The sequence below is a fragment of the Streptococcus uberis genome (assembly GCF_900475595.1).
Classification (GTDB): Bacteria; Bacillota; Bacilli; order Lactobacillales; family Streptococcaceae; genus Streptococcus; species Streptococcus uberis.
The window spans coordinates 1,553,195-1,572,691 of sequence record NZ_LS483397.1 but is presented as its reverse complement, the minus strand read 5'-3'; the positions used below and the strand labels follow the sequence as shown (position 1 = coordinate 1,572,691).

Here is a 19,497-nt window from a genome sequence, read left to right as displayed (position 1 = left end):
AAATTGTCAAAGAAAAGATTACATGAAATTGCCAAGGAAATTGGTAAAACAAGTAAAGAAGTTGTAGAGCAGGCTAAAAGTTTAGGATTAGATGTCAAAAGTCATGCCTCAAGCGTTAGCGAAGAGGATGCCAAAAAAATTGTATCGACATTTACAGAAAAACCAAAAACTGAGACAAAACCAAAGATTAAAGCAGTTGATGAAACTCCTAAACCAAAACTTGAAGCTGTAAAAGAAGAAGTGAAGGTTGAAAAAACGCAAACTGTACAGGAAACAGTAAAACCAACAGTAGCCAGACCTAAAAGCCGAAACTTTAAAGCTGAACGTGAAGCACGTGCTAAAGAACAAGCGGCTCGTCAAAAACGAAATGCACAAGAGTCAACAGAACGTCGACAAGATAATCGTTACCAACAAAAAAATGACCAAGGGTCAAAAAATCGTAACTTTAATAAGTCACAGGGTCAAGCCAAGGACAGACGATTTGATGCGAAAGGTTCTCAGCAAAATAATCGCCAAGACAGTCGTATAGCATCAAACAAGCCAAACCATAATGACAAGTTTAATGCGGCTAATCGCAATCAAAACAATAGTCAACAAGAAAGACAAGTTGGTGCGGCAAGAATTGACTTTAAAGCTCGTGCAGCTGCTTTGAAAGCTGAGCAAAATGCAGAATACATGCGTCATAAAGAAACACAACTTCGTGAACAAGAAGAGGCAAGACGCTTAGCAGAACGTGCTAAGGAAGAAGCACGCTTAGCTGCACAAAAAGCAGCTGAAGAAAAAGCGAAAGAAGCAGAAAAAGCTGTTAAAACAGAAAGATTTGAACCCAAATCAGCTGTAGCTAGTATGGTAGCACCGGAGGCTGTTAAACCAGTCGATAAACGTCGGAAAAAAGCACGTCCTGAAAAATCATATGAAGATCAATCTTCTAATGAAAATGGACAAAAACAAAATAAAAAGAGTTGGAACAATCAAAACCAAGTGAGAAATCAAAGAAATAGTAACTGGAACAAAAAACCTAAAAAAGGTAAAAATGCAAAAAATAACACTGTCGCTCCAAAACCAGTAACAGAGCGTAAATTCCATGAATTACCAAAAGAATTCGAATATACAGAAGGTATGACAGTTGTCGAAATTGCAAAACGTATTAAGAGAGAACCTGCAGAAATTGTTAAAAAACTATTTATGATGGGTGTTATGGCAACACAAAACCAGTCTCTTGATGGTGATACGATTGAACTGTTAATGGTTGATTATGGTATTGAAGCAAAAGAAAAAGTCCAAGTTGATGATGCTGATATCGAACGCTTCTTCGAAGATGACACTTACTTAAATCCAGATAAGTTAGTAGAGCGCGCTCCTGTTGTCACTATTATGGGACACGTTGACCATGGTAAAACAACATTGCTTGATACCTTGCGCAATTCACGTGTTGCAACTGGAGAAGCTGGTGGTATTACACAACATATTGGTGCCTATCAAATTGAAGAAGCTGGTAAAAAAATCACTTTCCTAGATACACCAGGTCACGCGGCCTTTACAAGTATGCGTGCGCGTGGAGCATCTGTAACTGATATTACCATCTTAATTGTTGCTGCAGATGACGGTGTCATGCCGCAAACAATTGAAGCCATCAACCACTCAAAAGCAGCTGAAGTCCCAATTATTGTTGCTATTAACAAAATTGATAAGCCTGGAGCTAATCCAGAGCGTGTCATCTCAGAGTTAGCAGAACATGGCATCATCTCAACAGCTTGGGGTGGGGACTCTGAATTTGTCGAAATTTCAGCAAAATTCAATAAAAATATTGATGAATTGTTAGAAACGGTTCTATTAGTTGCAGAAGTAGAAGAGCTAAAAGCAGATCCTACTGTTCGTGCTATTGGTACTGTTATTGAAGCTCGTCTTGATAAAGGAAAAGGGGCAGTTGCTACCCTTCTTGTACAACAAGGAACGCTTCATGTTCAAGATCCGATTGTTATTGGTAATACTTTCGGACGTGTCCGTGCTATGACAAATGATTTAGGACGTCGAGTGAAAGTCGCTCCACCATCAACCCCAGTATCCATTACTGGACTAAATGAAACTCCTATGGCTGGTGACCATTTTGCAGTTTATGAAGATGAAAAAGCTGCGCGTGCAGCAGGTGAAGAACGTGCCAAACGTGCTCTTCTTAAACAACGTCAAAACACTCAGCGCGTAAGCTTGGATAATCTATTTGATACCCTTAAAGCTGGAGAAATCAAAACAGTTAATGTCATCATTAAAGCTGACGTACAAGGTTCTGTAGAGGCATTGGCAGCATCATTACTGAAAATTGAAGTAGAGGGTGTTCGTGTCAATGTTGTTCACTCAGCAGTTGGTGCCATCAATGAATCAGATGTAACCCTTGCTGAAGCATCCAATGCTGTTATCATCGGCTTTAATGTTCGTCCAACACCTCAAGCCCGTCAACAAGCAGAAACGGATGATGTTGAAATTCGTCTTCATAGCATCATCTATAAAGTTATCGAAGAAGTTGAAGAAGCCATGAAAGGGAAACTTGATCCAGAATATAAAGAAAAAATTCTTGGTGAAGCTGTCATCCGCGAAACATTTAAAGTTTCTAAAGTGGGAACTATTGGTGGATTTATGGTCCTTAATGGTAAAATTACGCGTGACTCAAATGTCAGGGTTATTCGTGATAGCGTTGTTATCTTTGATGGAAAACTAGCTAGCTTGAAACATTATAAAGATGATGTGAAAGAAGTTGGAAATGCCCAAGAAGGTGGTTTAATGATTGAAAAATTCAACGACTTGCAAGTTGATGACAACATTGAAGCATACATTATGGAAGAAATCGTTCGTAAATGATATTAACAAGGGAGACCTAAGTCTCTCTATGTAAAAGGGAAGTTGCTATATTGAGAACTTCCGAGTTACTCCAAGATATTTCAGAAAGGAGTCTTACTATGGCAAATCATCGTATTGATCGAGTGGGAATGGAAATAAAACGCGAAGTAAATGCTATTTTGCAAAAAAAAGTTCGTGATCCACGCGTAGAGGGTGTTACCATCACAGAAGTGCAAATGTTGGGTGATTTATCTGCAGCAAAAGTATATTACACAGTAATGAGTGATTTAGCTTCTGATAATCAAAAAGCGCAACTAGGACTTGAAAAAGCTACCGGAACTATCAAACGAGAATTAGGGAAAAACCTTACCATGTATAAAATTCCTGATTTGATATTTGAGAAAGATAATTCCATTGCCTATGGTAATAAAATTGACCAACTTCTTCGTGCTTTAGATAAGAAGTCATAAAAAATTGACCTAATTTTTAGGTCAATTTTTTTAATTTATATATTTACAATTGTAGATATATCAGTTATAATATATTTACAAATGTAAACAAAAGAGGTGGTCATAATGGAAATGACAAGTTCAGAATTGGAAGTCATGCGTGTTATCTGGACTGGAGAAGAAGTTAAAAGTAGTGACATTATAGAAATTTTGCAACAAAAATGGTCATGGTCGCCTTCTACGATAAAAACTTTATTAGGACGCTTAGTTGACAAGAATTTGGTAACAAGCAGAAGAGAAGGTCGAGCCTATGTCTATCAGTCATCGGTTAATCAAAAGGATTATCATCTCAAAATGCTGGAAACCAATTTAAATCAAATTTGTCAGCGTCAACACCAGTCATTATTGAGAGAGTTGATCAAAAAATTACCTATGACAGATGCAGATAGTGATGCCTGGCAAGCACTCTTGTTGGAAAAAAAGAAAGAAACAGTAGCTGCTATTCCTTGTAACTGTATACCCGGACAATGCCAGTGTATGAAAGGGGGACACTCAAATGTCTAAAGATATTTACCTTATTGATGGTATGACTTGTGCTTCCTGTGCACTAACTGTTGAAAATGCTGTGAAAGAACTTCCAAATGTTGAAACAGCAGTTGTCAATTTAACAACAGAAAAATTAACAGTTACTTATCCAGAAGGAGAAGTGACAGCTCAAATGATTGAAGAGGTTGTTGCCAATGCCGGCTATAAAGCTTCAGTCTATCAACCAAATGCAACAAATAACCTAACTGATCGTCAGCGTCAACATGTCAACCGTTACTGGCATCAGTTTATTTTATCAAGCCTTTTTTCAATCCCCCTTCTTTATCTAGCGATGGGCTCAATGCTAGGGTTTTGGCTACCATTAGGTTTATCACCAGAATCTGAACCGATAAGGTTTGCTCTCTTGCAACTTTTCTTAAGCCTACCGGTTATTTATATTAGTAGAGGTTATTACCTAAATGGTTTTAAAGCACTTCTTAAAGGTCATCCTAATATGGATAGTCTTGTTGCTTTAGCAACAAGTTTTGCATTTGGCTATAGTCTTTTTGCTACTTATCACATCATTCTGGGTCATAACCACTACATCCATCAGTTATACTATGAATCAGTTGTCGTTATCCTTACATTGATTACTCTAGGTCATTTTTTTGAAAGTAAGTCCAAAAATCAAACTTCTGAAGCCATCCAAAAGCTTTTATCCCTAAAAACAAATGAAGTCCGAAAAATCACATCTACTGGTACTAGCTTAATTCCTATTGAAAGTGTCCAGATTGGTGATTGGGTAATGGTCAAACCTGGTGAAAAGATTCCTGTTGATGGTAAAGTTGTTAATGGGAGTTCTTATGTGGATGAAGCTATGTTAACAGGAGAAAGTATTCCTAAAGAAAAAGGGATAAATAGTCTCGTTTACACGGGAACCATTAATGGACAGGGTAATCTAAGCATTGAAGTGACCAAAACAGAAGAAGATAGTTTTCTAGCGCAAATCATTCGTTTAGTAGAAGAAGCGCAAGGAAGCAAAGCCCCTATTGCACATATTGCTGATAAAGTGTCCGGTATCTTTGTCCCAATTGTTATGGCAATAGCCCTTCTAACGGCCTTATTTTGGTTTTTCATCATGCATGAAAGTTTAACCTTTTCTTTAACAACTGCCATAGCAGTTCTGGTAATAGCCTGCCCTTGTGCGCTTGGTTTGGCAACGCCAACAGCCATAATGGTTGGTTCTGGTCGCGCAGCTCAGAACGGTATCCTCTTTAAAGGTGGAGAATATCTGGAAAGCCTCCATCATATGGACACCGTTGTTTTCGATAAAACAGGAACCATTACAGAAGGAAAACCAAGGGTTATTGATTCCCACTTCGTGGATCCCAAAGATCCTGACTTGTTAAAAGAAGTCATCGCCTTAGAAAAATTGTCGGAACATCCTTTGGCGAAAGCTATTGTTGCCAAAGCTGAGGCAGAAGATGTTGATGAAGTGGAGGTCAAAGACTTTACAAGTTGTACCGGCAGAGGTATCAAAGGACGAGTGAATCATCAATGGCTTCTGGTTGGGAACCAAGCTTTCATGGAAGAAGAGGGAATATCACTACCTAGCAGTCACTTGTCAGAAGAAAAGAAAGGTAATCAAGCCTCAACAATCGTTTATATTGCAAAAGACAAGGTATTCAAAGGGCAACTCTATATTGCTGACCAAATCAAAGCTGATAGCAAGGAAACAGTCACTGCCTTAAAAGAAAAGGGAGTAAAAACCATACTCCTAACAGGTGATAACCATGAAACAGCTGCTTCCATTGCCCAAGAAGCGGGTATAGATAAGTTTTATAGCCAAGTTTTTCCAGACCAAAAAGAGAAGCTTGTTAAAGCATTGCAAAGAGAAGGCAAGCAAGTAGTTATGGTAGGTGATGGTATTAATGATGCTCCTGCCTTGGCATCTGCAGATATTGGTATTGCCATTGGATCAGGAACAGATATAGCTTTGGAATCAGCAGATATCATCTTGATGAAATCACAAGTCAAAGATTTACTTAAGGCCATCTCTCTTAGTCAAAAGACGATAAAAATTGTTAAAGAAAATCTATTTTGGGCCTTTATTTACAACATTTTAATGATTCCTGTGGCAATGGGTATCCTTCATTTGTTTGGTGGTCCCTTATTAAATCCAATGTTAGCAGGTATGGCTATGAGTTTGAGCTCAGTTTCAGTCGTCCTCAATGCCTTAAGATTAAAAACACTAAAATTATAAAGGAGAACACTTATGGAAAAAGCTTATCAGGTCACGGGAATGAAATGTGACGGTTGTGTCAAAACAGTAACGGAAAAACTTTCAGCCGTTAGAGGGGTAGAAAAGGTTCTTGTAGATCTTAACAAGCAAGAAGCTCTCATAACAGGCAACCCTTTTCCTTTTGCATTAAGCAGAGCTTTAAAAGGAACCAAATTTAAGATCAGAAAAAAATAAAAAAGTCATTCTCTCTTGAGAATGGCTTTATTTTTGGTTTGCTATGATTAATTGAGTCCGTTCTTTATAATCATTAAAGACTTCTGGCTGGATACGGGAATCAGTAATGGTTTTATCAATTTGATCTAGTTGATAGAAGACTGAGAAATCATAGGCATTGAATTTTTGATTGTCAACTAACAGTATTTTCTCTATGGCGTTATTTAAAGCAATTCTCTGGATTTGCCCTTCAGATTCATTATAGGTTGCGATGTCATTTTGGTAAATGCCATTACAGCCAATGAATGCTTTTGAGAATTTTAGTGTTGAAATGGTTTGGTTGGTTAAACTACCAACAAAAGCACCCGTGATATTACGATATTCTCCACCAATTAAAATCAAATCAATGCTGTCACTATTTTTGAGAATATCGAAGACAGGAAGGCTATTGGTAACAATACGAATGGTTTTATCGATGAGTTGCTCAGCAAAAAATTCTAAGGTTGTTCCTGGACCGATAAAGATAGTCTCGCCGTCATTAATAAGAGTAGCAGCAAAGCTAGCAATCTCTTTTTTCTCTTTCGTTTGCACGTTTAATTTTTCGGTATTGGATTTTTCTAATTTTTTGATGGGAGAAGAAATACTTTGAGCGCCGCCGTGAATTCTGACAAGTTTTCCAGCTTTTTCCAGTTCATCCAAATCCCTACGGGCAGTCATATCGGAAACTTTCAAATGTTGCATGATTTCATTAACAGTAATAATGCCATTCGTGTTCACTTTATCAATAATCTTGAGTAATCGTTCTCTCTTTAACATGCTGTTCTCCTCCTTTCGTCACTTTTTTTTTATAATAGCACAAAAAAAGCAATAATTCAATAAATAACAAAAATAAACAAAAAATAACAATAAAATTCAAAATAAGTGTTGATTTATGTTTGAAACTATACTATAATGATTTTGCAAACGATTACTAAACATGTTTAAACAAAAATACAGTTTGTGTAAGAACACAATGAGAAAGTGAGGAATAAAATGACTTCAGATATACTTTTTACAAAAGTAGATTCTCAATCTGATTTATTCGAAGCAGTTGCAAATCAGTTATTAACAAAGAAATATGTCACAGAAGACTATCGTAAAGCCTTAATGGACAGAGAAAAGGATTTTCCAACTGGTTTAAAAATTGATTATAAAGATGGCAGTGATGTCTTATATGCTGCAATCCCACATACAGAAACAAGTTATTGTCTTGTTGAGCGTGTTGTTTATGTTAGAAATGATAAAGCTATTACCTTTAAACACATGATTAATCCAGAAGAGGACTGTCATGTTCAAGATTTCTTCTTTATTATTAATAATAGAAATGATGGCCAAACTGATATCTTATCAAATCTTATCACATTTTTTATGACCAAAGGCAATCTAGAAAAACTGGCAAGTTTTGAAGGAAATGAAAATCAAATCAACCAATATTTAATAGAAAAAGGAGTACTAAATTATGATTAAAATTTTAGCAGCATGTGGAGCAGGTGTGAATTCAAGTCACCAAATTAAAGATGCCATTGAAACTCAAATGTCTGAACGAGGCTATGATGTTCATTGTGACGCAGTAATGGTCAAAGATATCACAGAAGAAATGGTTTCAAAATATGATATCTTTACACCAATTGCTAAAACAGATTTAGGATTTGACATGCCAATTCCAACAGTAGAAGCAGGTCCAATTCTTTACCGTATTCCTGTCATGAGTGAGCCCGTCTATGCAGAACTTGAACGCGTTATTAATGAGAATCAATTAAAATAATAAGAGGAGACAGATATGCAATCTTTTTTAGATATTGTTAATCATCTATTCAATCCACTCATAAGCATGGGCTCAGGTGTTGTCATGCTTGTTGTTATGACTGCCTTAGCCATGGCATTTGGTGTTAAATTTACGAAAGCCTTGGAAGGCGGTATCAAATTAGCCATTGCTTTAACAGGTATCGGAGCTATCATTGGTATCTTAACAGGAGCCTTCTCTGAATCGTTACAAGCCTTTGTAAAAAATACTGGTATCAGTTTAAATATTATTGACGTAGGTTGGGCACCTTTAGCTACTATTACCTGGGGATCACCATACACACTTTATTTCTTACTCGTTATGTTGGTAGTCAATATCCTCATGATAATTATGAATAAAACAGATACGTTAGATGTTGATATTTTTGATATTTGGCATTTATCAATTACTGGTTTACTTATCATCTGGTATGCTAACCGTAATCACTTACCGATTATTTTATCGGTTATCATTGCAACCTTTGCCGTAGTCTTAGTTGGTGTTCTAAAAATCATTAATTCTGATTTGATGAAACCTACTTTTGATGACTTATTGGGCGCTGGTCCTACTTCTCCAATGACCTCAACTCATATGAACTATATGATGAACCCAGTCATTATGGTTCTTGATAAACTTTTTGACAAGGTTTTCCCAGGTCTAGATAAATATGACTTTGATGCTGCGAAACTCAATAAAAAAATTGGTTTTTGGGGATCAAAATTCTTTATTGGTATGATTTTAGGATTTGTTATAGGGATTATGGGAGACCCACATTTTAAGATTGAGTCAATCAAACATTGGTTTGAATTAGGATTCACTGCAGGTGCCTGTCTTGAACTCTTCTCCTTAATTGGCTCTTGGTTTATTGCAGCCGTTGAACCTTTATCACAAGGGATTACCAACTTTGCAAATGCCAAAATGGGAGGACGCCGTTTCAATATTGGATTAGATTGGCCTTTCATTGCTGGTCGAGCTGAAATCTGGGCCTGTGCTAATATCTTAGCTCCTATTATGCTTGTGGAAGCTCTAATCTTATCAAAAGTAGGTAACGGCATCTTGCCACTTGCAGGAATAATTGCAATGGGAATGACTCCTGCCCTCTTAGTGGTAACACGAGGACGTCTCATTCGTATGATTATTTTTGGTTCTCTTCTTTTACCACTCTTCTTACTTTCTGGAACAATGATTGCTCCATTTGCCACTGAATTGGCTAAGAAAGTTGGAGCCTTTCCAGCAGGAGCTCCAGCAGGCTCATTAATCACCCATTCAACATTAGAAGGTCCAATGGAAAAAATATTTGGTTATATGATTGGACAAGCGACAACAGGTCAATTAAGTGCAATCTTTACCTTACTCATTTTTATGGTGATTTACCTTGGCTTATTTGCTTGGTATGCAAAACAAATGAAAAAACGTAACGAACTCTATCTAGCAGAAAAGAACTAATTTGACAATTGAAGACATACACCGATAGTTGAAACTATTGGTGTATAACTTTAGTTTTTACCAAACAAAAACAAACACAATAAAAACAATTGTAAACAAAAAAGGAGAATGACATGACTATAATATTAGGTTCCGATAAAAATGGATTTGACTTGAAAGAAGTGATAAAAGAATACTTAACAAATGAAGGGTATTCCATTCAGGATGTTTCAAATAATGAAAGAGATTTTGTTGATAATACCTTAGCGGTTGCCAAAGCGGTTATGGAAAACGAAGACAACCTCGGAATTATGATAGATGCTTATGGAGCAGGTCCTTTTATGGTAGCAACAAAACTCAAAGGGATGGTAGCTGCAGAGGTATCAGATGAACGTTCAGCATATATGACGCGTGGCCATAATAATGCTCGCATGATAACTATGGGATCAGAAATTGTGGGACCTCTATTAGCGAAGAATATTGCTAAAGGTTTTGTAACAGGTAAATATGATGGTGGACGTCATCAAATTCGTGTTGACATGCTTAATAAAATGGCTTAAGGAAAAGGAGATTAGAGATGAGAATTGCAATTGGATGTGATCATATTGTTACGAACGAAAAAATGGCTGTTTCAGATTTTTTGAAATCGAAAGGTTATGAAGTTTTAGATTTTGGGACTTACGATCATACAAGAACCCATTACCCCATTTTTGGAAAACGAGTTGGTGAAGCTGTTGCTAATGGGGATGCCGACTTAGGTGTATGTATTTGTGGAACAGGTGTAGGGATTAATAATGCGGTTAATAAGGTTGCAGGAATTCGTTCTGCGCTCGTACGTGATATGACTTCTGCTCTTTATGCCAAAGAAGAGTTAAATGCTAACGTTATTGGTTTTGGGGGAAAAGTCACAGGTGAACTTTTAATGTGTGACATTATTGAAGCTTTCATCAAGGCTGACTATAAAGAAAGTCCAGAAAACAAGGTGTTGATAGAAAAAATTTCAGCCTTGGATAGTCAAAATACAGATCAAACCAATCCTAACTTTTTCAATGAGTTTCTTGAAAAATGGGACAGAGGCGAATATCACGACTAGGAGTTAACATGATTTTAACCATTACCTTAAACCCTTCTGTTGACATTTCCTATCCATTAGAAGATTTTAACTTGAATACTGTCAATCGTGTTGCTCTACCTAAAAAAACAGCTGGTGGCAAAGGCTTAAATGTGACCCGTGTTTTACATGAGGCAGGTCAAGAAGTTGTGGCAACTGGATTAATTGGTGGGCAATTAGGCGACTATTTAAGTCATCAATTGACCGAATCCGGTATTGCTAATCAGTTTCTAACCATCAAAGGGGAAACACGTAATTGCATTGCTATCCTCCATCAAGGTATGCAAACTGAAATCTTAGAAAATGGTCCTTATGTTGATATTGATGAAGCAGATGCCTTCACTAACCACCTTAATCTTATTATTAAGCAATTTGATGTAGTCACTATTTCAGGTAGTTTACCAAGAGGTTTAGAGCAAAACTATTATAGTAAACTCATTGCCACTGCAAAAGCATACGATAAAAAAGTTGTTCTCGATTGTTCTGGGCAAGCCTTGATTGAAGTCTTAAAAGGCAAAGCTAAACCAACGGTCATAAAGCCTAACAAAGAAGAATTGGAGCAAATTCTTGGTAGCAATATTAAAGAAGGTGATTTGGAACACTTAAAAGAGCTTTTAAAATCGCCAATTTTCGAAGGAATTGAATGGATTATTGTTTCTTTAGGTGCAAATGGTGCTTTTGCAAAGCATCTGGATACTTTTTATAAAGTGACAATTCCGAAGATTACTGTTGCAAATCCAGTAGGTTCCGGAGACTCTACCGTAGCAGGAATTGCATGGGCTTTACAAGTTGCAGATCAACCAGAAACATTACTTAAAAAGGCAAATGTTTTAGGGATGTTAAATGCTCAAGAAGCAATGACAGGACATGTCAACATGGCGAATTACAATGATTTATTTGAACAATTGAGAGTAGAAGAGGTATAAGATTGATGACAATGACAAAACAAAAACGAGACTATTTAGAAAAACTAAGCCATAATGGTATTATTTCAGCTCTTGCTTTTGATCAACGAGGGGCTTTAAAACGCATGATGGCTGCTCACCAAAGTACAGAGCCAACAGTAGAGCAGATTGAAGAATTGAAAGTTATGGTTTCAGAAGAATTAACACCCTATGCTTCATCAATTTTGCTAGATCCAGAGTATGGTTTACCAGCTGTTAAAGTCAAAGATGAGCAAGCCGGTCTCCTTTTAGCATACGAAAAAACAGGTTATGATGCCACAACGACATCACGACTTCCGGACTGTTTAGTGGAATGGTCAGCAAAACGCCTCAAAGAAGCAGGTGCAGACGCCGTTAAATTCTTACTTTACTATGATGTTGATGGAGACCAAGCTATCAATAATCAGAAAAAAGCCTATATTGAGCGCATCGGATCAGAATGTCAGGCAGAAGATATCCCATTTTTCCTAGAAATTTTAACATATGATGAAAAGATTGCGGATAACGGCAGTCTTGAATTCGCAAAAGTTAAAGCCCATAAAGTTAACGAAGCCATGAAAGTTTTCTCAGATGAGCGATTCGGCATTGATGTCCTAAAAGTAGAAGTACCTGTAAACATGAATTATGTAGAAGGATTCGCGGAAGGGGAAGCTGTTTTCACAAGGGAAGAAGCTGCGCAGGCCTTTAAAGAGCAAGAAGCTGCCAGTCACCTCCCATATATTTACCTTAGTGCCGGTGTTTCAGCGGAGCTTTTCCAAGAAACCTTAGTCTTTGCGGCAGAATCAGGTGCTAAGTTCAATGGTGTCCTCTGTGGCCGTGCGACATGGGCAGGTTCCGTTCCAGTTTACATTGGTCAAGGACAAGAAGCTGCTCGTCAGTGGTTACGCACAGAAGGCTTTAATAATATTGATGGCCTTAATAAAGTCATTGAAAGAACAGCTAGTTCTTGGCATGATAAGGTAAAAGAATAGGAGTAGAAGATGGCTTTAACGCTTGAAAATGAGTTTTTAAGGCTGAGCTTTAAAGATTTAGGCGGGGAACTGTCATCCATCCAGGATAAAGATGGTTTAGAATATCTTTGGCAAGGAAATCCGGATTACTGGAGTGGACAAGCTCCAGTTCTCTTTCCAATATGTGGCAGTTTAAGAAACAATCAAACACTCTATGATGACAATCGGCTTGGGCTAGAAAAAGGAACCATGCCAAGACATGGTATTGTGCGGAAAGAATATTTTAAGGGAAAAAAAGTCTCAGATAATCAAGTGACCTATTATTTGGACAGTAGTGACAAAATGTTAAGCTCTTTTCCTTATCGTTTTTCTCTAAGTGTAGATTATTACTTAAAGGGTAAGACTATTACGGTCACCTATCGGGTAAAAAACCTTGAGTCAGACTTTTCAATGCCATTTACGATTGGTGCACATCCAGCTTTTAACTGCCCTCTTTTTGAAAATGAGTCCTATGAAGACTATTATTTAGAGTTTTCAGAAATCGAAAATTGCAGTAGCGCTCAGGTTTTTGCTGATTCTGGTTTAGTTGATTTAGATAGTCGCCAACCATTTTTGGAAAATTCAAGACAACTAGCTTTAGACTATGGCTTATTTAAAGATGATACCTTGCTACTGGATCGTTTGTCATCAAAGCGTATTAGCTTGCTTTCGAGAAACCATGAAAAAGGATTAACATTAAATCTCCGTGATTTTCCTTTCTTGGTTTTATGGTCAACTGCTAATAAAGGTCCATTTATTGCCCTAGAACCTTGGTTAGGTGTTTCTACTTCTAAAAATGAAAGTGATCGTTTTCAAGATAAAGTCAATACACAATTATTAAAACCACAGGAAAGGCAAATGTATTCTTACGAAATCAACATTAAATAAACATTTTTTGTTTGAAAGGGTTTACATTATTTTGGTTTTGTTGTATAATTTAATCACAATAGCATATGGTGGATTGTAACTAAATCAATTAGACAAGACCACAAATAGATTGAAAGGGGTATTTCAATTTATTTGTGGTCTTTTGTTTTTTTTTAGAATGGAGGAAGTCATGTATAAGCTTATTCGTTCCTTGAATAATAACGCTGCTTTGGTGAAAGACAAACAAAATAATGAAGCAGTTATTATGGGATTAGGAATTACCTTTCAAAAGAAAAAAGGTGATTTAATCAGGGAAGAAAAAGTTGAAAAAATTTTTCTGATTAAAAATAATGAAACCAAAGAGAATTTATTGATGTTATTAAAAGATGTACCACTGGATTTTGTTTCTGTGACATTTGAGGTGATTGACCAATTAGTAGCACAGTTTCATTATCCCGTACAAAATTACATCTATGTGACTTTAACAGATCATTTATTTGCTTCATATAACATGTTAAAAGAGGATAGATATATGGTCAGCAATTTACCTGAATTACTAGCCCAATACCCACTAGAAGCAGAAATGGGACGATTGGCATTAAGCATGTTCAATCAGAAATTAGCTGTAACATTTCCAGAAGATGAAGTTCAAAGAATTGCCTTGCATTTTATCAATGCTAAAGGTATAGAAAAAACAAGACCTGATAAGGAAAGTTTTGACGAAGTCGTTATTTTACAAGAAATAAAAGCAGTTTTAATGCAGTACGGGATTTTAAGGAGTGATCTGAATAGCAATTACTATGATCGACTAATGATTCACCTTAGTTATTTTTTACATGGATTAGAACGCGAAAATAAAGCAAACGCTTCTATTTTGAATTTAGAAAAACAAATCTTAGAAGAGTACCCCAAAGCCTATCAGATTGGAAGTAACATTTATGAATTAATCGCTCAACATACACATAAAGACTTGTTTGAAGGCGAAAAATTATACATTGTATTACACATTCAAAGATTACTTTAAGGAGAATAAAATGGACAAAGAAACAGTTACCATGCTTGGTTTTGAAATTGTTGCATATGCAGGAGAAGCTCGTTCAAAACTCTTGGAAGCATTAACAAAAGCTCAAGAAAAGGATTTTAGTGAGGCCAATCGCTTGATTGAAGAAGCTAATAAAGTTTTGAATGAAGCTCATAATAAACAGACAGAAATGTTAGCTAAAGAAGCCAGTGGAGAGGATATTGCAATGGGTCTTATTATGATGCATGGACAAGACCATCTTATGACAACAGTCCTATTAAAAGATTTAATGACACATTTCATTTATCTCTATCAAAATCATATGTAAACAGGAGGAAATCTTATGAACGGATTAGTTCATCAAATTGAAAAAATGAAACCCTTTTTTGAAAAGGTCTCTCGTAATATTTATTTGAGAGCTATTAAAGATGGCTTTATAGCTGGAATGCCAATCATCATTTTTTCCAGTATCTTTATGTTAATCGCTTTTGTTCCTAACATTTGGGGATTTCATTGGGATCCCAAGATAGAAGCGATGATTGTTAAGCCTTATTCTTATTCAATGGGAATATTAGGCCTTTTAGTTGCTGGAACAACAGCAAAAAATTTGACAGACTCTTTTAATAGAGATTTACCTGCGACAAATCAAATCAATAATATTGCTACATTAATTACGGCTATTGTAGGTTTTCTCTTATTGTCTTCTGATCCACTTAAAGGAGGATTCTCTTCTAGTCATCTAGGTACCTCTGGATTATTGGCAGCTTTTATTGCAGCATTTATCACAGTCAATATTTACAAGTTTTTTATTAAACGGAATATTACGATTAAAATGCCTGCTGAAGTTCCACCGAATATCGCACAAACTTTCAAAGATATATTCCCCTTATCGACTTCAATACTTGTGATGTACGGTATCGATTTAGTGATAAGACAATTAAGCGGTCAAAATTTTGCAACAACCGTTATTACCTTGTTTCAACCCCTGTTTACAGCAGCTGATGGCTATCTTGGTTTGGCTATTATTTATGGGGCAATGGCCATGTTTTGGTTTATTGGAATTCACGGTCCATCAATTGTTGAACCGGCAGTTTCAGCCATTATGTTATTAAATATTGACAAAAACATTGCTTTAATTGGTGATGGTCAACAAGCAACTCACCTTATCACACCAGGCCTACAATACTTTGTAGCGACTATGGGAGGAACAGGTGCTACCTTGGTTGTTCCTTTTATGTTTATGTGGCTCTCTAAGTCCAAACAAAATAAAGCAATAGGAAGAGCAGCAGCAGTTCCAACCTTCTTTGGCGTTAATGAACCCATCTTATTTGGAGCACCTTTGGTATTAAATCCTGTCTTTATGGTTCCATTTATCCTAACTCCGATTTTTAATGTCTGGATTTTTAAATTCTTTGTTGAATTTCTTGGAATAAATAGTTTTACTTATGTATTGCCATGGACAACGCCAGGTCCACTTGGATTAGTATTAGGAACTGGATTTGCAGGACTTTCCTTTCTTTTAGCAATTGTGCTCATTATCTTTGATGTCCTTATGTACTATCCATTTTTCAAAGTTTATGATAATCAAATCTTAGCAGAAGAAAATCAAAAACATGATTTAATTGTAGATGGCCAAGTGGACATCCAACCAGTACATTCGAAAGAAAAAGATTCTGAAATGAGCGCAGCAAATCAAGAGACCTTGCCTACTCTTTCGAAAAAAGTACTAGTTCTATGTGCTGGAGGAGGAACTAGTGGTTTGTTATCAAATGCATTAAATAAAGCAGCAAAAGAGTTTCAAGTGGATATTACCTCAACTGCAGGAGCTTATGGAACCCATCAAGATATTTTAAAAGACTTTGATTTGGTTATTTTAGCCCCTCAAGTTGCATCAAACTATCAAGATATCAAAAAAGAAACAGATAAACTAGGTGTTAAATTAACAAAAACAGAAGGTATGGAATACATCAATCTAACAAGAGACCCTAAAGGATCTTTAGATTATGTTTTAAAACAATTTGTAAATGAATGAGGTGACAAATGAAAACTTTACCGAAAGACTTTATTTATGGTGGCGCAACAGCTGCCTATCAGGCCGAAGGCGCTACAAAAACAGATGGCAAAGGGCCAGTGGCGTGGGATAAGTACTTAGAAGAAAATTATTGGTATACAGCTGAACCTGCTAGTGATTTTTACCATCAATATCCTATTGACCTTGATTTGTGTCAAAAGTTCGGAATTAACGGTATTCGAATTTCCATTGCTTGGTCTCGAATTTTTCCTAAAGGGTTTGGTGAGGTCAATCCCAAAGGGGTTGCATTTTATCATCGCCTTTTTGAAGAATGTTTTAAAAATGGTGTGGAACCCTTTGTGACTTTACATCATTTTGATACGCCTGCGGAACTTCATGAAAAAGGTGACTTTTTAAATCGTCAGACTATACAGTATTTTATTGACTATGCTGCATATTGTTTCGAAGAATTTTCAGAGGTTCGTTACTGGACGACTTTTAATGAAATTGGTCCGATAGGATATAGCCAATACCTTGTTGGAAAATTTCCACCGGGAATCAAATATGATTTGGCAAAACTCTTTCAATCTCATCATAATATGATGGTAGCGCATGCTTCGGCCGTAAAACTTTATAAAGAAAAAGGTTATCCAGGTGAAATTGGTATTGTTCATAGTCTTCCAATGAAATATCCTAAAGATGCAAATAACCCCAAGGACGTCAGAGCCGCTGAATTAGATGATGTGATTGATAATCGTTTCCTATTAGATGCCACATATCTCGGTCATTATTCAGATGTTACAATGGAAGCTGTGACGCATATCTTGTCTCAAAATGGTGGTCAATTAGACCTTAGGGAAGAAGATTTTAGGATTCTAGAAGAAGCTAAGGATTTAAATGACTTTTTAGGAATCAATTATTATATGAGTGACTGGCTAGAAGGAATCGACTGTGAGACTGAGATTGTTCATAATAGCAGAGGAAATAAAGGATCTTCTAAACACCAAGTGAAAGGTGTCGGTCGCAGAACGCTAGATATTGATGTTCCACGCTCGGATTGGGATTGGGTTATTTATCCTAAAGGTTTGTATGACCAAATGATGCGAATTAAAAAAGAATACCCAAATTACCATAAGATTTATGTTACTGAGAATGGGCTAGGCTATAAAGATGTTTTTGAAAATGATACCGTAAATGATATTGAAAGAATTGATTATGTTAAGCACCATTTGGAAGCTGTATCAGATGCCATTAGAGATGGGGTCAATGTGAAGGGATACTTTATTTGGTCTCTCATGGATGTCTTTTCATGGTCAAATGGTTATGAAAAACGATATGGACTTTTTTATGTTGATTTCGAAACACAGGAACGCTATCCTAAAAAAAGTGCTTATTGGTATAAGGAGCTATCAGATACTGGTGTCATTAAATAAAAAAGAGCTAACAAGCTCTTTTTTGTTCTTTTGATCTGAAAATGATAGACTAGTAGTAATAGTATATTAGATATAGAAGAGGTTTTGAAAGGAGTCATAAGTGACAGATATTAAACTTATCGCCATCGATTTAGATGGTACCTTGTTAAATAGCCAAAAGGACATTCCTTCTGAAAATATTGAAACAATCAAAAGGGCAACAAGGGAGGGCGTAAAAATCGTCTTGTGTACAGGGAGACCGACAAGTGGCACAAAACCATATTTTAATCAATTAGATCTTGTTGAAGATGAATACCTCATTTTAAATAATGGTTGTAGCACCTACAAAAGTCTAAACTGGGAGTTGATAGGTCATCATGCCTTAAGTTTAAATCAGGTAGAACATCTGTATAAGGTTTCAGAGCAGTATCCCGACATCTACTTAACCTTAACGACTGAAAATCATTATTATGTTGTTGGGGAACATGTCCCTGATTTAGTTCAAGCAGATGGGGATTTGGTTTTTAATACTGTGGAAGCCATTTCTATGGAAGCCTTAGAGACAAATCCGGAAATTATTTTTCAAGCCATGTATATGGGAGAAGAAAGTGCTATGGATGTATTTGAAAGAGAAAATCGTTCTCTATTAAGTGAATCTTTTAGTGTGGTTAGAAGTCAATCTTATATCTTGGAGATTATGCCTGAAGGAGTGACAAAAGCTTATGCCTTAAAAGAATTGACTGAGAAGTTAGGCTTTTTACCGGAAAATGTGATGGCTATTGGTGATGCACCTAATGATATTGAGATGCTATCTTATGCAGGACTAGGAATAGCAATGGGAAATGCAAGTGAAGCTATTAAGGTTTTAGCTGATAGAGTAACATTAGACTGTGATCATGCCGGTGTTTCAAAAGCAATTAAAGATTATGTTTTAGACATATAAAAAAGGAATCCAAACGATTCCTTTTTTATGGTAAGAGTGGTAAACCCATCTTTGCCATTTCTTCTGCAGGAATAACCATGCCATCTTTAATCCAGTTGGCAAGAACGGAGACGATGGCATTACTCCAGAAAAGACGTGTATAGTGTGATTGTTGCGTTGCTTTCCATCTTTGATAAGCTTTAAGACGTTTGGTTACAATCTGGATAACAACTTGTTGTAAATGATTTCGAAACATAATTTTTAAGAGGCGTTCTTCTTTTTTGGCTTCAGAAAAAAGAAAATACCAGGCTTGATTGGCTTGAGTGTGGAGGTCAAAAAGTTTGATTCCTTGAAAGAGCCTTCTGATAAATTTTGTGATAATCTGAAAGAGGATATCCTCCTTAGATTTGTAATTTCGATAAAATGCGTTACGCGAGACTCCAGCTTTAGTTACTAACTCTGAGATGGTGATTTGAGTTAATGATTTTTTTTCTAATAAGTCTAATAAAGCAAGCTCTAGAGATTCTCTAGAAATTGTCTTAGCTTCACGGTTACATTGTCTTAAGTTTTGGAGAGACTTTTCTGACATGATTTTATCGGACATCACAAATACCTTTCAACTGTTACATCCGGCTATTTTTTATAGCTTCGGTAAAACTATTAATGATATAATTTTAGGAGAAAAGCAATGCTTTGTCAATGATTAGTTATT

At 36.3% G+C, this 19,497-nt stretch carries 20 protein-coding genes; 18 read left to right on the top strand and 2 right to left on the bottom strand.

From position 1 onward, the window contains the following. Nucleotides 1-3 precede the first annotated feature (3 nt). The 5 genes from infB (at nt 4) to DQM95_RS08040 (ending at nt 6,282) form a co-directional block, all read left to right on the top strand. Nucleotides 4-2,853: a translation initiation factor IF-2 gene (gene infB / locus DQM95_RS08060; protein WP_037592778.1), complete on the top strand. Its 2,850-nt coding sequence runs from the start codon at nt 4-6 to the stop codon at nt 2,851-2,853. Nucleotides 2,854-2,951: 98 nt separating this feature from the next. Next, nucleotides 2,952-3,302 (top strand): 30S ribosome-binding factor RbfA, encoded by a 351-nt coding sequence (gene rbfA / locus DQM95_RS08055; protein ID WP_015911777.1) that lies wholly within the window; start codon nt 2,952-2,954, stop codon nt 3,300-3,302. Nucleotides 3,303-3,404: 102 nt separating this feature from the next. Further along, nucleotides 3,405-3,845: a CopY/TcrY family copper transport repressor gene (locus DQM95_RS08050; RefSeq protein ID WP_037592817.1), complete on the top strand. Its 441-nt coding sequence runs from the start codon at nt 3,405-3,407 to the stop codon at nt 3,843-3,845. Further along, nucleotides 3,838-6,069, top strand: coding sequence for a heavy metal translocating P-type ATPase (locus tag DQM95_RS08045; RefSeq protein ID WP_037592780.1), 2,232 nt, complete (start codon nt 3,838-3,840; stop codon nt 6,067-6,069). The genes DQM95_RS08050 and DQM95_RS08045 overlap by 8 nt, the downstream gene beginning before the upstream one ends. A gap of 12 nt (nt 6,070-6,081) precedes the next feature. After that, nucleotides 6,082-6,282 carry a heavy-metal-associated domain-containing protein gene (locus tag DQM95_RS08040; RefSeq protein ID WP_037592782.1) on the top strand — a complete coding sequence of 67 codons (201 nt, stop codon included), beginning with the start codon at nt 6,082-6,084 and terminating at the stop codon, nt 6,280-6,282. Nucleotides 6,283-6,309: 27 nt separating this feature from the next. Here DQM95_RS08040 and DQM95_RS08035 read toward each other — a convergent pair whose 3' ends face one another. Continuing rightward, the gene (locus tag DQM95_RS08035; RefSeq protein WP_015911773.1) at nt 6,310-7,077 is read right to left on the bottom strand and encodes a DeoR/GlpR family DNA-binding transcription regulator; all 768 of its coding nucleotides are present in this window, start codon (nt 7,075-7,077) and stop codon (nt 6,310-6,312) included. 216 nt (nt 7,078-7,293) lie between these two features. On the opposite strand from DQM95_RS08035, the gene DQM95_RS08030 reads away from it, so the two are divergent. From DQM95_RS08030 to DQM95_RS07970, 13 genes are all read left to right on the top strand, one after another. Further along, nucleotides 7,294-7,767, top strand: a complete 474-nt coding sequence (locus DQM95_RS08030) for a PTS sugar transporter subunit IIA (protein ID WP_015911772.1) — start codon at nt 7,294-7,296, stop codon at nt 7,765-7,767. Then, the gene (locus DQM95_RS08025) at nt 7,760-8,065 is read left to right on the top strand and encodes a PTS sugar transporter subunit IIB (protein WP_037592783.1); all 306 of its coding nucleotides are present in this window, start codon (nt 7,760-7,762) and stop codon (nt 8,063-8,065) included. The genes DQM95_RS08030 and DQM95_RS08025 overlap by 8 nt, the downstream gene beginning before the upstream one ends. A 15-nt stretch (nt 8,066-8,080) precedes the next feature. Further along, a complete protein-coding gene (locus DQM95_RS08020) occupies nt 8,081-9,529 on the top strand; it encodes a PTS galactitol transporter subunit IIC (RefSeq protein WP_037592784.1) in 1,449 nt (482 codons plus the stop codon). A gap of 113 nt (nt 9,530-9,642) precedes the next feature. Then, the gene (lacA, locus tag DQM95_RS08015; RefSeq protein ID WP_015911769.1) at nt 9,643-10,068 is read left to right on the top strand and encodes a galactose-6-phosphate isomerase subunit LacA; all 426 of its coding nucleotides are present in this window, start codon (nt 9,643-9,645) and stop codon (nt 10,066-10,068) included. A gap of 17 nt (nt 10,069-10,085) precedes the next feature. Further along, on the top strand, nt 10,086-10,601 hold the full coding sequence (gene lacB, locus DQM95_RS08010) for a galactose-6-phosphate isomerase subunit LacB (protein WP_015911768.1): 516 nt from the start codon (nt 10,086-10,088) through the stop codon (nt 10,599-10,601). Nucleotides 10,602-10,609: 8 nt separating this feature from the next. Continuing rightward, entirely contained in the window at nt 10,610-11,545 is a 936-nt protein-coding gene (locus DQM95_RS08005; RefSeq protein WP_015911767.1) for a tagatose-6-phosphate kinase, read from the top strand. Between the two features lie 5 nt (nt 11,546-11,550). Continuing rightward, nucleotides 11,551-12,534, top strand: coding sequence for a tagatose-bisphosphate aldolase (lacD, locus tag DQM95_RS08000; RefSeq protein WP_046391556.1), 984 nt, complete (start codon nt 11,551-11,553; stop codon nt 12,532-12,534). Nucleotides 12,535-12,543: 9 nt separating this feature from the next. Further along, nucleotides 12,544-13,440, top strand: a complete 897-nt coding sequence (locus DQM95_RS07995) for an aldose 1-epimerase family protein (protein WP_015911765.1) — start codon at nt 12,544-12,546, stop codon at nt 13,438-13,440. A 169-nt stretch (nt 13,441-13,609) separates the two neighbouring features. Beyond that, the gene (locus DQM95_RS07990; RefSeq protein ID WP_037593485.1) at nt 13,610-14,443 is read left to right on the top strand and encodes a PRD domain-containing protein; all 834 of its coding nucleotides are present in this window, start codon (nt 13,610-13,612) and stop codon (nt 14,441-14,443) included. A 10-nt stretch (nt 14,444-14,453) separates the two neighbouring features. Continuing rightward, a complete protein-coding gene (gene lacF, locus DQM95_RS07985; RefSeq protein WP_015911763.1) occupies nt 14,454-14,768 on the top strand; it encodes a lactose-specific PTS transporter subunit IIA in 315 nt (104 codons plus the stop codon). A 15-nt stretch (nt 14,769-14,783) separates the two neighbouring features. Next, nucleotides 14,784-16,472 (top strand): lactose-specific PTS transporter subunit EIIC, encoded by a 1,689-nt coding sequence (locus DQM95_RS07980; protein WP_111685995.1) that lies wholly within the window; start codon nt 14,784-14,786, stop codon nt 16,470-16,472. 8 nt (nt 16,473-16,480) lie between these two features. After that, on the top strand, nt 16,481-17,884 hold the full coding sequence (gene lacG, locus DQM95_RS07975) for a 6-phospho-beta-galactosidase (protein WP_037593484.1): 1,404 nt from the start codon (nt 16,481-16,483) through the stop codon (nt 17,882-17,884). Between the two features lie 100 nt (nt 17,885-17,984). Continuing rightward, complete coding sequence (locus tag DQM95_RS07970; protein WP_080939063.1) at nt 17,985-18,806, top strand: Cof-type HAD-IIB family hydrolase; 822 nt, start codon at nt 17,985-17,987, stop codon at nt 18,804-18,806. 25 nt (nt 18,807-18,831) lie between these two features. Here the strand turns inward: DQM95_RS07970 and DQM95_RS07965 are convergent, their stop codons facing one another. After that, the gene (locus tag DQM95_RS07965) at nt 18,832-19,389 is read right to left on the bottom strand and encodes a TetR/AcrR family transcriptional regulator (protein ID WP_015911760.1); all 558 of its coding nucleotides are present in this window, start codon (nt 19,387-19,389) and stop codon (nt 18,832-18,834) included. Between the last annotated feature and the right edge of the window lie 108 nt (nt 19,390-19,497).

Coding starts and splice junctions, on each gene's coding strand:
- rbfA (WP_015911777.1), top strand. CDS start 2,952: ATGGCAAATCATCGTATTGATCGAGTGGGAATGGAAATAAAACGCGAA.
- DQM95_RS08045 (WP_037592780.1), top strand. CDS start 3,838: ATGTCTAAAGATATTTACCTTATTGATGGTATGACTTGTGCTTCCTGT.
- DQM95_RS08040 (WP_037592782.1), top strand. CDS start 6,082: ATGGAAAAAGCTTATCAGGTCACGGGAATGAAATGTGACGGTTGTGTC.
- DQM95_RS08035 (WP_015911773.1), bottom strand. CDS start 7,077: ATGTTAAAGAGAGAACGATTACTCAAGATTATTGATAAAGTGAACACG.
- DQM95_RS08030 (WP_015911772.1), top strand. CDS start 7,294: ATGACTTCAGATATACTTTTTACAAAAGTAGATTCTCAATCTGATTTA.
- DQM95_RS08025 (WP_037592783.1), top strand. CDS start 7,760: ATGATTAAAATTTTAGCAGCATGTGGAGCAGGTGTGAATTCAAGTCAC.
- DQM95_RS08020 (WP_037592784.1), top strand. CDS start 8,081: ATGCAATCTTTTTTAGATATTGTTAATCATCTATTCAATCCACTCATA.
- lacA (WP_015911769.1), top strand. CDS start 9,643: ATGACTATAATATTAGGTTCCGATAAAAATGGATTTGACTTGAAAGAA.
- lacB (WP_015911768.1), top strand. CDS start 10,086: ATGAGAATTGCAATTGGATGTGATCATATTGTTACGAACGAAAAAATG.
- DQM95_RS08005 (WP_015911767.1), top strand. CDS start 10,610: ATGATTTTAACCATTACCTTAAACCCTTCTGTTGACATTTCCTATCCA.
- lacD (WP_046391556.1), top strand. CDS start 11,551: ATGACAATGACAAAACAAAAACGAGACTATTTAGAAAAACTAAGCCAT.
- DQM95_RS07995 (WP_015911765.1), top strand. CDS start 12,544: ATGGCTTTAACGCTTGAAAATGAGTTTTTAAGGCTGAGCTTTAAAGAT.
- DQM95_RS07990 (WP_037593485.1), top strand. CDS start 13,610: ATGTATAAGCTTATTCGTTCCTTGAATAATAACGCTGCTTTGGTGAAA.
- lacF (WP_015911763.1), top strand. CDS start 14,454: ATGGACAAAGAAACAGTTACCATGCTTGGTTTTGAAATTGTTGCATAT.
- DQM95_RS07980 (WP_111685995.1), top strand. CDS start 14,784: ATGAACGGATTAGTTCATCAAATTGAAAAAATGAAACCCTTTTTTGAA.
- lacG (WP_037593484.1), top strand. CDS start 16,481: ATGAAAACTTTACCGAAAGACTTTATTTATGGTGGCGCAACAGCTGCC.
- DQM95_RS07965 (WP_015911760.1), bottom strand. CDS start 19,389: ATGTCCGATAAAATCATGTCAGAAAAGTCTCTCCAAAACTTAAGACAA.